This is a genomic window from Citrobacter telavivensis (genome assembly GCA_009363175.1).
In the GTDB taxonomy this organism is placed as follows: domain Bacteria; phylum Pseudomonadota; class Gammaproteobacteria; order Enterobacterales; family Enterobacteriaceae; genus Citrobacter_A; species Citrobacter_A telavivensis.
In genome coordinates, this window is sequence record CP045205.1 from 5,109,137 (window position 1) to 5,122,274 (window position 13,138).

General features: G+C 54.5%; 13 protein-coding genes and 1 pseudogene. 6 read left to right on the forward strand and 8 right to left on the reverse strand.

Annotation, left to right across the window (positions count from 1 at the left end; genetic code table 11):
• Positions 1–40 precede the first annotated feature (40 nt).
• Together GBC03_26925 and GBC03_26930 are read right to left on the reverse strand one after the other, a co-directional pair.
• Positions 41–535, reverse strand: coding sequence for a TIGR00645 family protein (locus tag GBC03_26925; GenBank protein ID QFS73592.1), 495 nt, complete (start codon positions 533–535; stop codon positions 41–43).
• 71 nt (positions 536–606) lie between these two features.
• Positions 607–1,110: an RNA helicase gene (locus tag GBC03_26930; GenBank protein ID QFS73593.1), complete on the reverse strand. Its 504-nt coding sequence runs from the start codon at positions 1,108–1,110 to the stop codon at positions 607–609.
• Between the two features lie 104 nt (positions 1,111–1,214).
• Here GBC03_26930 and GBC03_26935 point away from each other — a divergent pair, with 104 nt between their 5' ends.
• Both GBC03_26935 and GBC03_26940 read left to right on the forward strand, forming a co-directional pair.
• On the forward strand, positions 1,215–1,622 hold the full coding sequence (locus GBC03_26935; protein QFS73594.1) for a hypothetical protein: 408 nt from the start codon (positions 1,215–1,217) through the stop codon (positions 1,620–1,622).
• Positions 1,622–2,053: a cytoplasmic protein gene (locus GBC03_26940; protein ID QFS74142.1), complete on the forward strand. Its 432-nt coding sequence runs from the start codon at positions 1,622–1,624 to the stop codon at positions 2,051–2,053. The genes GBC03_26935 and GBC03_26940 overlap by 1 nt, the downstream gene beginning before the upstream one ends.
• Positions 2,054–2,117: 64 nt before the next feature.
• Here GBC03_26940 and exbD read toward each other — a convergent pair whose 3' ends face one another.
• Positions 2,118–2,543: a TonB system transport protein ExbD gene (gene exbD, locus GBC03_26945; protein QFS73595.1), complete on the reverse strand. Its 426-nt coding sequence runs from the start codon at positions 2,541–2,543 to the stop codon at positions 2,118–2,120.
• 6 nt (positions 2,544–2,549) lie between these two features.
• Entirely contained in the window at positions 2,550–3,284 is a 735-nt protein-coding gene (gene exbB, locus GBC03_26950) for a tol-pal system-associated acyl-CoA thioesterase (GenBank protein ID QFS73596.1), read from the reverse strand.
• Between the two features lie 249 nt (positions 3,285–3,533).
• Here exbB and metC point away from each other — a divergent pair, with 249 nt between their 5' ends.
• Both metC and GBC03_26960 read left to right on the forward strand, forming a co-directional pair.
• Positions 3,534–4,721 carry a cystathionine beta-lyase gene (gene metC / locus GBC03_26955; protein ID QFS73597.1) on the forward strand — a complete coding sequence of 396 codons (1,188 nt, stop codon included), beginning with the start codon at positions 3,534–3,536 and terminating at the stop codon, positions 4,719–4,721.
• A gap of 139 nt (positions 4,722–4,860) precedes the next feature.
• Positions 4,861–5,520 carry a DedA family protein gene (locus GBC03_26960; protein ID QFS73598.1) on the forward strand — a complete coding sequence of 220 codons (660 nt, stop codon included), beginning with the start codon at positions 4,861–4,863 and terminating at the stop codon, positions 5,518–5,520.
• Between the two features lie 48 nt (positions 5,521–5,568).
• Here GBC03_26960 and GBC03_26965 read toward each other — a convergent pair whose 3' ends face one another.
• Entirely contained in the window at positions 5,569–6,468 is a 900-nt protein-coding gene (locus GBC03_26965; protein ID QFS73599.1) for a helix-turn-helix domain-containing protein, read from the reverse strand.
• Between the two features lie 194 nt (positions 6,469–6,662).
• On the opposite strand from GBC03_26965, the pseudogene GBC03_26970 reads away from it, so the two are divergent.
• Both GBC03_26970 and dkgA read left to right on the forward strand, forming a co-directional pair.
• A pseudogene (locus GBC03_26970) lies at positions 6,663–7,827 on the forward strand (alcohol dehydrogenase).
• A gap of 104 nt (positions 7,828–7,931) precedes the next feature.
• Positions 7,932–8,759 carry a 2,5-didehydrogluconate reductase DkgA gene (gene dkgA / locus GBC03_26975; GenBank protein ID QFS73600.1) on the forward strand — a complete coding sequence of 276 codons (828 nt, stop codon included), beginning with the start codon at positions 7,932–7,934 and terminating at the stop codon, positions 8,757–8,759.
• Positions 8,760–8,806: 47 nt separating this feature from the next.
• On the opposite strand, the gene GBC03_26980 is transcribed toward dkgA, so the two are convergent.
• The 3 genes from GBC03_26980 to ftsP all read right to left on the reverse strand — a co-directional run bounded on the left by GBC03_26980 (position 8,807) and on the right by ftsP (position 13,025).
• Positions 8,807–9,211: a carboxypeptidase regulatory-like domain-containing protein gene (locus GBC03_26980; GenBank protein ID QFS73601.1), complete on the reverse strand. Its 405-nt coding sequence runs from the start codon at positions 9,209–9,211 to the stop codon at positions 8,807–8,809.
• 120 nt (positions 9,212–9,331) lie between these two features.
• On the reverse strand, positions 9,332–11,503 hold the full coding sequence (locus GBC03_26985) for a YgiQ family radical SAM protein (protein QFS73602.1): 2,172 nt from the start codon (positions 11,501–11,503) through the stop codon (positions 9,332–9,334).
• A gap of 109 nt (positions 11,504–11,612) precedes the next feature.
• The gene (ftsP, locus tag GBC03_26990; protein ID QFS73603.1) at positions 11,613–13,025 is read right to left on the reverse strand and encodes a cell division protein FtsP; all 1,413 of its coding nucleotides are present in this window, start codon (positions 13,023–13,025) and stop codon (positions 11,613–11,615) included.
• Positions 13,026–13,138: the final 113 nt, after the last annotated feature.

A 13,138-nucleotide genomic window follows, 5' to 3' on the forward strand; every position in this document is an offset into this window, starting at 1 on the left:
GCAGTGCCGGGTAGCGACAGCGGCTACCCGGCCTGTTCAGTCAGTGCTTATGGCGGGTTAACCTGTCGAGATAGCCCATCACAAACGCCGACAAGACGAAGGTGAGATGGATAATGACGTACCACATCAGCTTGTTATCCGGCACGTTCTTCGCGTCCATAAATACGCGCAGCAGATGAATGGAAGAGATAGCGACAATCGAGGCCGCGACTTTGTTTTTCAGTGAGGTCGCATCCATCTTCCCCAGCCAGTTCAGCTTTTCCCGCCCTTCGGAGATATCCAGTTGCGAGACGAAATTCTCATAGCCAGAAAACATCACCATCACCAGCAGTCCGCCGACCAGGGTCATATCCACCAGCGACAGCAGCACCAGAATCAGGTCAGCTTCTGCCATCGAAAAGATATTGGGCAGCACATGAAAAATCTCCTGAAAGAATTTCAGCGCCAGCGCAACCAGTGCCAGTGACAAACCAAAGTAAACCGGGGCCAGCAGCCAACGAGACGCGTACATGGTGTTTTCGAGAAAGCGTTCCATAATTTCCTGTGATGTAGCAAAAACCGGGCGACAGTATATCCCAACTGTGCAACATCAGATCAACATCCCCGTCAAACTTCGTCGGGATTGATCCACGGGCGCTGATACTCAGGCCACACCAGCGCTACCAGTGACGGATACGCCTCGACGCTAAACTCCCGGAAACACTGGCGTAAGTTGAGTACGTCGAGATCGGAATGGGGAACTTTTTCACCGTTGAGACAGCGCTTTTTTATCGTGTCGTAGTATTTATACACCGCTGAATTGAGATCGCTGCAACGCCGTTGGGCATCAAACAGTCCTGGGGTGTCATTCAACTGCGCCATCGTCATGCGTTTTATCGTTGCGTGAAGGAAATCAATATATTCGTGATTGACGCGCCAGTACCATATCGGTGTAATAGCATTCATCAACGTGGAAAAATGATCCTCTCCCTCTTCTTTGGTCAGAGGTGTTGATTGAGTCGCAGAGGCCAGTTCTTCAGCGTTGCGCGGTTTATTAAACTCACGCATTAATAAAAGCACGCCGCCGGTCAGCAATAACAAGGTAATGACAGAATAAAAAATACTGTTCATAGCATGACTCCATTTTTTTTGATTCTAAAATTACCCCATGTTATTGTCAACGCGACCTGCCAAATAAAAACAACTATACTTTTGATATTAAAGGAAATTGCGACATGCTTCCTGAGCACCTTGTGCCACCGCGTTTTCATCTGTCACCCGCAGGTCAGGCGGAAGGAACAGCAGAAAACGATGAGAATTTAACTCAGAGCAAAACAACCCTCAGCGATTATGAAGCCGATATCTTAATTAGCGCAACGCCCACAGGGCAATCTAAAAATATTCTGCTCGAAGAACGCGATCGTCATTTTAAAGAACGCCTTGAGCGGGTGGCAAAAATTGAGACTTTCGCTCGGGTTATTAATGCGTTACAGGCTGAAGGCGATATTGACGCCCAGACCTTAAGTAAAATAATCGCTGAAATGACCGCGCATATAAATGAAAATGGTAATGAAATTTGGCTTAATTTAATTACCCGGGAGAAAGACTCGCCCCTTTTCTATTCTCTGGATGACGAACAATGATTAAAGATGTTGAAGATAATAATGTCTATTTGGCCCTGGATGATAATAAAAGCGATCAATTTATCTTAAAGCAGAATATTGCCGCGCTTATCGCCAATAAAAATGCCGTCCTCGAAAGTGTGGCGCAAGAAGTGACGTCCATCCCGGCGGCGCTGGTTCGTCTGAAATGGCAAAACCGACGGGAAATTTACGCGCTTCAGGTGAAGGAAGAGATTTATGGCGCGGCGATCAACGCCATTATCAGACAGACCCCGGAGCTGCATGACAAAATCATGGCGCGGCTGGAGAGCACCTGGCAGTATTTGTTGGCTCGGGAGACGGCCACGCTGCGACTGACGCGCAAACTTGCCGACGGGAACTACCGCACGATCGCGATCACCACCGTCGCGCTCAATGAACGCCTGGTACAGACCCGGAGCGACAGGCAATAAAAAAGCCGGGTAGCAATAACGCCTTACCCGACCTTTTCTCTCATCGTGCCCGGGGCGACAACGATTATTTCGCTTTCGCGACCTCTTCGCCGACCAGGCCAATCTTCAGATACCCCGCCTGATGCAGCGTGTCCATCACCTTCATCAGGGTCTCATAGTCGACGGTTTTATCCGCGCGGAAGAAGATCGTGGTGTCTTTCTTCCCTTCAGTCAGTGCCGTCAGTTCTGCCACCATGGTCTCGTCCGTCACCGGATCGTTACCAATAAACATGCTGTTGTCCGCTTTGACCGACAGGTAAACGGGTTTTTCCGGGCGCGGTTGTGGCGTACTGGAGGAAGCAGGCAGGTTTACCTTCACATCCACCGTTGCCAACGGCGCGGCCACCATAAAGATGATCAGCAGTACCAGCATGACGTCGATAAACGGCGTCACGTTGATTTCATGCATTTCACCGTTATCGTCCAGATTTTCATTAAGACGCATTGCCATGAAACATTACCCTACACGTAATTTCTGCGCGGTGCGTACCGGATGAGCGGATGCGCTTGCATCCAGATCCAGGTCGCGACTTTGCAGTAACAGCACCTGTGCTGCCACATCGCCCAGCATCGCTTTAAGACCGCCAATCTGACGGGCAAAGATATTATAGATAACCACGGCTGGGATGGCGGCAACCAGACCGATGGCCGTCGCCAGCAGTGCTTCTGCGATACCCGGCGCTACGACGGCGAGGTTAGTGGTCTGCGTTTGCGCAATCCCGATGAAGCTATTCATGATGCCCCAGACCGTACCGAACAAACCGACAAACGGTGAAATCGCCCCGATGGTCGCCAGGTAGCCATTTCCGCGCCCCATATGACGTCCCACCGCCGCAACGCGACGCTCCAGACGAAAACCAGTACGCTCTTTAATCCCTTCGTTGTCTTCACTGCCCTGAGACAGTTCCAGTTCGTTCTGCGCTTCATTGAGCAATTGGACGCTTAAGCTTTTAGCGCCAAAGTTTGCAGCGATATCGCTTGCCTGATCCAGAGAGCGGGCTTCCGCCAACAGTTGCTGTTCGCGCTTAAGCCGACGCTTCTGAGAGAAGAACTCAACACTCTTACTGAAGAAGATAGCCCAGGTGACCACTGACGCCAGAATCAGACCAATCATCACGCACTTAACCACGATGTCGGCGTGCTGATACATACCCCAGACGGAAAGATCCGTCTGCATCAAATTATTACCCACTCTGTATCTCCAGGACGCAAATCACAAATTCTGAGCGTAATAATATCAAAACGACGTCGAATTGATAGTCGTTCTCATTACTATTTACATAGTGCCGCACCTTTGGTTTCTTTTCCTTGCGCTTACGCAGTAAAACGTTACGGGAGGGAATTTTAAGAAAATATTGTGCTTTATCCTGTTCCCCGGGATGCGCATTTTGCCATTCGTGGTAGTTTAGACATCCAGACGTATAAAAACAGGAAACACAACATGGCAGATAAGCAACTGGACACCAAACTGGTCGGTGCAGGACGCAGTAAAAAATACACGCTGGGTTCGGTGAATAGTGTGATTCAACGCGCTTCTTCGCTGGTTTTTGAAACGGTCGAAGCCAAAAAGCACGCCACCCGCAACCGCGCCAACGGCGAACTCTTTTACGGACGCCGCGGCACGTTGACCCATTTCTCGCTGCAGGAAGCGATGTGCGAGCTTGAAGGCGGTGCCGGCTGCGCGCTCTTCCCCTGCGGCGCTGCGGCTGTCGCCAACACCATTCTGGCCTTTGTCGAACAGGGCGACCATGTGCTGATGACTAACACAGCCTATGAGCCGAGCCAGGATTTCTGCACCAAAATCCTCGGCAAGCTGGGGGTGACCACCGGCTGGTTCGATCCGTTGGTCGGCGCTGACATTGTTAAGCATCTTCAACCCAACACCAAAGTCGTTTTCCTCGAGTCTCCGGGTTCCGTCACCATGGAAGTCCACGACGTACCGGCGATTGTCGCCGCCGTCAGACGCGTTGCGCCAGACGCCATCATTATGATCGACAACACCTGGGCTGCGGGCGTGCTGTTTAAAGCCCTCGATTTCGGCATTGATATCTCGATTCAGGCCGGGACCAAGTACCTGATTGGTCACTCCGACGCAATGGTTGGTACTGCCGTTTCGAACGCCCGCTGCTGGGATCGGTTGCGTGAGAATGCCTATCTGATGGGGCAAATGGTCGATGCGGATACGGCCTATATGACCAGCCGCGGGCTGCGTACCCTGGGTGTGCGCCTGCGTCAGCATCACGAAAGCAGTCTGAAGGTTGCCGAATGGCTGGCTGCCCATCCGCAGGTCGCACGAGTGAATCATCCGGCATTGCCGGGCAGTAAAGGACACGAATTCTGGAAACGTGACTTTACGGGGAGCAGCGGTCTGTTCTCATTTGTGCTGAATAAAAAGCTCAATAATGACGAGCTGTCCGCTTATCTGGATCACTTCAGCCTGTTCAGCATGGCCTATTCGTGGGGCGGGTTTGAGTCGCTGATTCTGGCCAATCAGCCTGAACAGATTGCGGAAATTCGCCCGGAAGGGGGCGTGGATTTCAGCGGCACGCTGATTCGTCTCCACATTGGTTTAGAAAATGTTGACGATCTGATTGCAGATTTAGCCGCCGGATTTTCTCGCCTCGTGTAAAATTGACGCTAATGGACAGCTATGCAGACACGTCGAGCGAAATTGTCTGCATTTGTTGCGCCCGGGATCAAGTCATCCGGGCCCGTTCAGGAGTACAATAGGGTCATTAAGGCGTAAACGCTGTTCCACAGGAAAGTCCATGGCTGTCATTCAAGATATTATCGCTGCGCTCTGGCAACATGATTTTGCCGCGCTGGCGGACCCACATGTTGTTAGCGTCGTCTACTTTGTGATGTTCGCCACGCTGTTTTTAGAGAATGGCCTGTTACCGGCCTCATTTTTACCCGGTGATAGCCTCCTGCTATTAGCGGGCGCATTAGTCGCGCAGGGCGTCATGAGCTTTGTCCCTACTCTGGTGATCCTGACGACGGCGGCCAGCCTCGGTTGTTGGCTTAGCTATATTCAGGGACGCTGGCTGGGCAATACTCGAACGGTAAAAGGCTGGCTGGCGCAACTTCCGGCGAAATACCACCAGCGCGCGACCTGCATGTTTGACCGCCACGGTCTGCTGGCACTGCTGGCGGGACGCTTTCTGGCGTTCGTACGGACCCTGCTGCCAACCATGGCGGGGATTTCCGGCCTCTCTAACCGCCGTTTCCAGTTCTTCAACTGGCTGAGCGGTCTGCTGTGGGTCGGCGTGGTCACCAGCTTTGGCTATGCCCTCAGCATGATCCCGTTTGTGAAGCGCCATGAAGATCAGGTTATGACCTTCCTGATGATCCTGCCACTCTTCCTGCTGGCGGCGGGTTTGATCGGCACGGTTGTGGTCGTTATCAAGAAGAAATACTGTAGCGCCTGATAGGTTGATTGCCGGATAGCGCTCTGCTTATCCGGCCTGCGCCGTCCGTCAACTCCCCTGCATGGTGCGGATCCGCGCCGCATCCTCTCCCGGCGTCACGCCGAAATAGCGCTTAAATTCGCGACTGAATTGCGACGCACTTTCATAACCCACCCGCATTGCCGCCGCACTGGCCTTCATGCCGTCGTGAATCATCATCATCCGCGCCTTATGTAACCGATACGTTTTCAGGTACTGCAACGGCGATGTGCTGGTGACTGACTTAAAATTATGGTGGAACGCAGAGACGCTCATGTTGGCTTCTGCCGCCAGTTGCTCGACGTTGAGGTTTTCGGTGTACTTATTTTCAATACGCTTGAGCACGCGGCTAATCAGGCTGAAGTGGGTCTGACGGCTCACCAGCGCCAGCAGTGCGCCACCGCGTGGCCCGGTCAGAACGTGATAGAGGATCTCGCGGATAATCTGTTTACCGAGAATTCGCGCGTCCAGCGGTCTCTCCATGACGTCGAGCAGACGTTCTGCCGCGCAGAGGATCTCCTCAGAGAGCGTCGCGGAGTTGATCCCGCTTGCCGCCATCGACGGCTGAAAGCGTTCGTCTTCGCCGATGTCCATCAGCAGTTCCTGCAATTGCAGAATATCGACATTGATGCGAAATCCGGCGAGCGGCACGTCAGGTGTCGCATAGGTTTCACATTCGAAGGGTAAAGGTACTGTCAGCAGCAGGTATTCATTGGCGTCGTAACGGAAAACCCGCTCATTGATGTAACCGATTTTATGACCTGAAAAGAGAAATATGATGCCGGGATCGTACATGACGGGTGTACGTAAACCCGGTTCAGTACCATACAGCAGACGGATGTCTGGCAGCAGTTCACCGGGCTTATGTTCATTGTTTTTCAACTGCTTAACTTTATCCGTCAGCAGTAAACAGATCTCTTCGCGGTTCATGGCAGAAATTTTTCTCAACGTATGACGACGCCTTGATTGTGCGCAAGTTTATCGTTTTTCTCCAGCACTCTGGAGAAATGGGCAAGACATTGGCAGAAATGAGCATTGAGAGGATAGCCGCGCACGACCACAATGTTCTCCATCCGGCAGACCCCGCCTGCCCTCTTTTTTTTACCCACATAAGGGAACGAGCAATGAACAACTTTAATCTGCATACCCCGACTCGCATTCTGTTTGGTAAAGGTGCGATTGCTGAACTGCGCGCACAAATCCCTCAGGACGCACGCGTGCTGATCACTTATGGCGGCGGCAGCGTGAAAAAAACCGGCGTGCTGGCGCAGGTACAGGACGCACTGAAAGGTCTGGACGTTCGTGAATTTGGCGGCATCGAACCTAACCCGTCCGTATGAAACACTGATGAACGCCGTAAAAATCGCCCGTGAAGAGAACGTAACCTTCCTGCTGGCCGTCGGCGGTGGTTCGGTCCTTGATGGCACGAAATTTATCGCCGCTGCCGCTCACTATGCGGATGGCGTTGACCCGTGGCACATCCTGCAGACCAGCGGTAGCGACATCAAAAGCGCAATCCCGATGGGGTCCGTGTTAACGCTGCCGGCAACCGGTTCTGAGTCCAATAAAGGCGCGGTCATCTCGCGTAAAACCACGGGCGACAAGCAGGCCTTCCATTCCGCACATGTGCAGCCGGTCTTTGCGGTACTGGATCCGGTTTACACCTACACCCTGCCGCCGCGTCAGGTGGCCAACGGCGTGGTTGATGCATTTGTGCATACCGTTGAGCAGTACGTTACGTATCCGGTTGATGCAAAAATTCAGGATCGCTTCGCGGAAGGCATTCTGCTGACCCTGATCGAAGACGGTCCGAAAGCGCTGAAAGATCCGGAAAACTACGATGTTCGCGCGAACGTGATGTGGGCAGCGACTCAGGCGCTGAACGGCCTGATTGGCGCGGGTGTGCCGCAGGATTGGGCAACCCATATGCTGGGCCACGAACTGACGGCGATGCACGGTCTGGATCACGCCCAGACGCTGGCGGTGGTTCTGCCTGCATTGTGGAATGAAAAACGCGATACCAAACGTGGCAAACTGCTGCAATATGCTGAGCGCGTATGGAACATCACCGACGGTTCTGACGATGAGCGTATTGATGCAGCAATTGCAGCCACCCGTAATTTCTTCGAGCAACTGGGCGTTCCGACTCGCCTGTCAGGCTACGGCCTTGACGGCAGTTCTATCCCGGCCCTGCTGGCGAAACTGGAAGAACACGGCATGACGCAACTGGGTGAACATAAAGACATAACCCTGGATGTCAGCCGCCGCATTTACGAGGCAGCCCGCTAAGCTTTTTTCACCTCTGGCTTTCGTTTTTGGGCATTTCGTCCAGACTTAAGTCACCCTACATCACCGGAGCGCCCCTCCGGTGATGAGCACATGAAGGAGGAAAAATGGCAAACCAAACCGTAATTAAGCTTCAGGATGGCAACGTAATGCCCCAACTGGGGTTAGGCGTATGGAAAGCCGGTAACGACGAGGTCGTCTCCGCCATTCATAAAGCACTGGACGTCGGCTATCGGTCCATAGACACCGCCGCCGCATACAAAAATGAAGACGGCGTCGGCAAAGCGTTAGCCAGCGCAGGTCTCCCCCGCGATGAGTTATTCATCACCAGCAAGCTGTGGAATGACGATCAGAAACGCCCCCGCGAAGCGTTGATGGAGAGTCTGGAAAAACTCCAGCTCGATTATCTCGATCTGTATCTGATGCACTGGCCGGTTCCGGCAATCGATCACTATGTTGCCGCCTGGCAGGGCATGATCGAGCTGCAAAAAGAGGGGCTGATTAAGAGCATCGGCGTGTGTAACTTTCAGGTCAACCACCTCCAGCGACTGATTGACGAAACGGGCGTCACGCCGGTGATTAACCAGATAGAACTGCATCCGCTAATGCAACAGCGTCAGCTGCACGCGTGGAATGCGACGCATAAAATCCAGACGGAATCCTGGAGCCCGCTGGCGCAGGGTGGCGAAGGCGTTTTCGATCAAAAAATCATTCGTTCCCTGGCGGATAAATACGGTAAAACCCCGGCGCAGATAGTCATCCGCTGGCATCTGGATAACGGTCTGGTGGTTATCCCGAAATCCGTCACGCCGTCGCGTATCGCCGAGAACTTCGACGTCTGGGATTTCCGTCTCGACAAAGACGAACTGGGCGAGATTGCGAAACTCGATCAGGGCAAACGCCTGGGTCCCGACCCGGATCAGTTCGGCGGTTGATTCCCTTCTTTCAGGCCCGGCTTAGCGTCGGGCTTTCATGTTGTTCGCTACAGGCATGACACCTCGCCGGGTTTGTCCGGCAACGTACACGTCACGTTGAACTTTCTGCCCTCAAGCGCGTGCGGCCCGCCAAAAGCGCCGCCCAGATCGGTTTCATAGTCCTTGCCATTCGCACTCATGTGTAGTGCAGAGCGAAAATACCAGTCCACCGGGCCTATTGGCACAAAGAAGGTCCATTTATAGGCAGCCGGGAAGGTAAAACGTCCATCACCATCAGAGCGTGTCTGAACGGACTCCCCACTGCTCACCAGGGTCAGTTGCGCCCCCTGTACCGGTTTGCCGGTACTATCGACAAGCTGTCCTGCCACTTCAGGCTGTATCTGGTGATGTACCACGCAACCGCTTTGCAGCAGAGCGATTGCCATCACCCCTGCCATCATCCCTGCTTTCATCTCCGTCTCCTGATTCAGATACTGTTTGCCCGCTACAGATGAAAAAATGGCTGCATCAGCAGCCACATTTATCAAACGGTGTAACCGACCCGGTAAGTTTGACGTTACCGGGCAATCGCATTATCGCCCGGCGACTTTTGCCCGCTTTTTGTTGGCGGCCGGCGTCTGACGCTGATGCGCTACCGGCGTGTGCTTGGTCAGCGCTGGACGGGTATTACGGTTCTGGCGACGCGCTTCGCGCATCTCTTCCAGCGTTGGTGCAGGCACCAGGCACTCGCGGCGTCCGCCAATCAGATGCTTTTTACCCATCTCTTCCAGCGCCTGACGGATCGTTGGCCAGTTTGCCGGATCGTGGTAACGCAGCAGCGCTTTATGCAAACGACGCTGCTTATCGCCCTTCGGCACCACCACATCTTCACTCTTATAGCCAATTTTACCCAGCGGGTTTTTGCCGGTGTAATACATGGTGGTCGAGTTTGCCAGCGGCGACGGATAGAAGTTCTGCACCTGATCGAGACGGAAGCGATGTTTCTTCAGCCATAGCGCCAGATTCACCATATCTTCGTCACGCGTCCCCGGGTGCGCGGAGATGAAATACGGGATCAGATACTGCTCTTTCCCTGCCTGCTTCGAGTAGAGATCGAACAGTTCCTTAAAGCGGTCATAGCTGCCCATGCCCGGCTTCATCATCTTCGACAGCGGCCCTTCTTCGGTATGCTCAGGCGCAATCTTCAGATACCCCCCGACGTGATGACTCGCCAGTTCTTTGATATAGCGCGGGTCTTCGACCGCGATGTCGTAACGCACACCGGAAGCGATCAGGATCTTCTTGATGCCTTTCAGGTCGCGCGCACGGCGATAAAGGTTGATCGTCGGCTCGTGATTGGTATCCATATGCGGACAGATATCCGGATAGACGCACGACAGGCGACGGCAGGTCTGTTCCGCACGCGGCGACTTGCAGCGCAGCATGTACATGTTGGCCGTCGGACCACCGAGATCGGAGATCACGCCGGTGAAGCCCGGGACGGTATCGCGGATCGCTTCGATCTCATTAATGATCGAATCTTCAGAGCGGCTCTGAATAATGCGCCCTTCATGCTCGGTGATCGAACAGAACGAGCACCCGCCAAAGCAGCCGCGCATAATGTTGACAGAGAAGCGAATCATCTCATAGGCCGGAATGCGGCTGTTGCCATATGCCGGGTGCGGCACGCGCTTATACGGCAGGGCAAAGACGCTGTCCATCTCTTCGGTTGACAGCGGGATCGCCGGCGGGTTGATCCAGATGTAGCGATCGCCATGCTTTTGCATCAGCGCACGCGCACAGCCAGGGTTGGTTTCATGGTGCAGGATCCGCGAGGCGTGCGCATACAGCACTTTGTCGCCCTTCACTTTTTCAAAGGACGGTAGCAGAACGTAGGTCTTTTCCCACGGCTTCGGACGCGCAGGCTGCACGGTAACGGCTTTCGCTTCCTGCTTTTTCGGCGCGACCGGTTTGTTGTCGGCGCACGGCAAATCTTCGCCATACGGATGCGGAATCGGGTCGATTTTCCCCGGCGTATCCAGACGCGTAGAATCGACGCCGCTCCAGCCTGGCAGCGCGTCTTTCACCATAATCGCGGTGTTACGCACGTCGCGGATCTGGCTTATGGTTTCGCCCATCGCCAGACGGTGCGCCACTTCCACCAGCGGACGCTCACCATTGCCGAACATCAGCATGTCGGCTTTGGAATCCACCAGCACGGAACGGCGCACGGTATCGGACCAGTAATCATAATGCGCGGTACGGCGCAGGCTCGCTTCAATGCCGCCAAGGATCACCGGCACATCTTTCCACGCCTCTTTGCAGCGCTGGGTATAAACCAGCGTGGCACGATCCGGGCGCTTGCCCGCTACGTTATCCGGGGTATAAGCATCGTCATGGCGCAGGCGGCGATCGGCAGTGTAGCGGTTGATCATCGAGTCCATATTGCCAGCGGTTACGCCGAAGAACAGGTTCGGTTTGCCCAGACGCATGAAATCGTCTTTGCTGTTCCAGTCCGGCTGCGCAATGATGCCAACGCGGAAGCCCTGCGATTCCAGCATACGACCGCAAATCGCCATACCGAAACTCGGGTGATCGACATAGGCGTCACCGGTAACCAAAATAATGTCGCAGCTATCCCAGCCAAGTTGATCCATTTCGTCGCGTGACATCGGCAAAAAAGGAGCGGGACCAAAACAGGCCGCCCAGTACTGAGGCCAGGAGAAGAGATCTCTGTCTGGCTGGATCAGGGATATTGCGCTCATAGTGCTTCCAAAAATGGTAAAAAAATAATCAAAGGCCGGCGATTATATGCCGGAACGAAAGAGAAATCGAAGGATAATCTCTCTCGCGTATCAGCGAGAGAGAGGAGGATTACGCCGCTGGATTCACCAGAATCTGCCCAATAGAACCGCGGTCCGCCATTTCCAGCGTCTGGCTGTTGAAGTAGAACGGGAAATGCGCCCAGGACGGTTGTCCGTACCAGACCAGCAGCTCTACCTGCCCATCCACCCAGACGGTATCTTTCCAGCCCCTGTCTTCCGGGAACGGCATCGCGCCGTTGACGTTACGCACGAGGAACGACACCCCTTCGATGTGAAACGACTGCGGCATATCGGCACGCACCGTCCAGCGTTCCCAGGAGCCCTGCTGCGCGGTGATATCAATGCGGTTGACGTCCCATAACTGGCCGTTGATGCCCGGATCGTCGCCCAGACTGATATCGCGACTACGAATCGGCGTACCGCTCATGATCTCGGTCGGCAGCAGACGCATCGGCAGGCTGTCGGTCACCAACGGCAGCAGGCCGGTTGGGCGCAGCGTTAACACCAGCGTGGAAACCAGAATGCTCGACGGTTCAAAGAAACCGCGGATCCGGTCAACGATGCTCGCCGCTTCACCACAGGTAATCGACACTTCATCGCCATTGGTCATGTCGACCAGAATTTCGCGGCGCTCGCCGGGCGCCAGCGACAGCTGTTTTACCGACACCGGCGCGGGCAAAAAGCCCTGATCGCCTGAGATGACATGCAGCGCGCGACCGTCGCTCATTTGCAGCTGGTAACGCCGGGAGTTAGAGGCATTCAGCAGGCGCAGGCGCACCCAGCCGCGGGATACCTCGACATAAGGACTTTGCACCCCGTTGACCAACAGCGTATCACCGACAAAACCACCGCTGCCGGGTTCGCTGTACTCCGGCGTGCCAAAGTTATCCAGTCGCTTGTCCTGAATAATGATAGGGAAGTCATCGACGCCGTAATGATTCGGGATCGGCAGCGATTTACTCACCTCATCTTCGACCAGCCACATCCCGGCCAGGCCGTTGTAAACCTGCTGAGCGGTACGGTTCGGCGTATTAGCGTGATACCACAGCGTGGCGGCGTTCTGACGGATGGGCAGCACGGGTGCCCAGTCTGCGTTTGGCGACATCATGCGAGCCGGACCGCCCATCAGCGGACCCGGAACCTGCAAACCGGCGATAGTCATAGAGACATTTTCCGCCAGACGGTTACTGTAGATAAGCTTAACGTCATCCCCTTTCCAGACGCGGATCGTCGGTCCGAGGTAACGCCCGTTAATGCCCCAGACCGGCGCACGCGTGCCCTGGGTAAATGACCAGTGCGAACGCTGCAGCGTCATAAACAGCGGCTGGCCCCGGCGGGATTCCAGTAGCGGCGGAACGGGCAGCGGCTGTTGCTGACCGGCAGCATTGGCCCTCAGCGGAACAGCACCGGCACACAGCGCGATCCCCGATGCCTGAATGAACTGACGCCGACTGAATGACATATAAGCTCCATGTAAAACTGGCTAAATTACGGGCAGGAACTCGTTTCCTGCAAAAACTCGTCATACTCCAGGCTGCATGTGCGTTAGCTTGCAGCGCGAATGAGTAAGCATTT

Coding starts and splice junctions, on each gene's coding strand:
- GBC03_26925 (QFS73592.1), bottom strand. CDS start 535: ATGGAACGCTTTCTCGAAAACACCATGTACGCGTCTCGTTGGCTGCTG.
- GBC03_26930 (QFS73593.1), bottom strand. CDS start 1,110: ATGAACAGTATTTTTTATTCTGTCATTACCTTGTTATTGCTGACCGGC.
- GBC03_26935 (QFS73594.1), top strand. CDS start 1,215: ATGCTTCCTGAGCACCTTGTGCCACCGCGTTTTCATCTGTCACCCGCA.
- exbD (QFS73595.1), bottom strand. CDS start 2,543: ATGGCAATGCGTCTTAATGAAAATCTGGACGATAACGGTGAAATGCAT.
- metC (QFS73597.1), top strand. CDS start 3,534: ATGGCAGATAAGCAACTGGACACCAAACTGGTCGGTGCAGGACGCAGT.
- GBC03_26960 (QFS73598.1), top strand. CDS start 4,861: ATGGCTGTCATTCAAGATATTATCGCTGCGCTCTGGCAACATGATTTT.
- GBC03_26965 (QFS73599.1), bottom strand. CDS start 6,468: ATGAACCGCGAAGAGATCTGTTTACTGCTGACGGATAAAGTTAAGCAG.
- dkgA (QFS73600.1), top strand. CDS start 7,932: ATGGCAAACCAAACCGTAATTAAGCTTCAGGATGGCAACGTAATGCCC.
- GBC03_26980 (QFS73601.1), bottom strand. CDS start 9,211: ATGAAAGCAGGGATGATGGCAGGGGTGATGGCAATCGCTCTGCTGCAA.
- GBC03_26985 (QFS73602.1), bottom strand. CDS start 11,503: ATGAGCGCAATATCCCTGATCCAGCCAGACAGAGATCTCTTCTCCTGG.
- ftsP (QFS73603.1), bottom strand. CDS start 13,025: ATGTCATTCAGTCGGCGTCAGTTCATTCAGGCATCGGGGATCGCGCTG.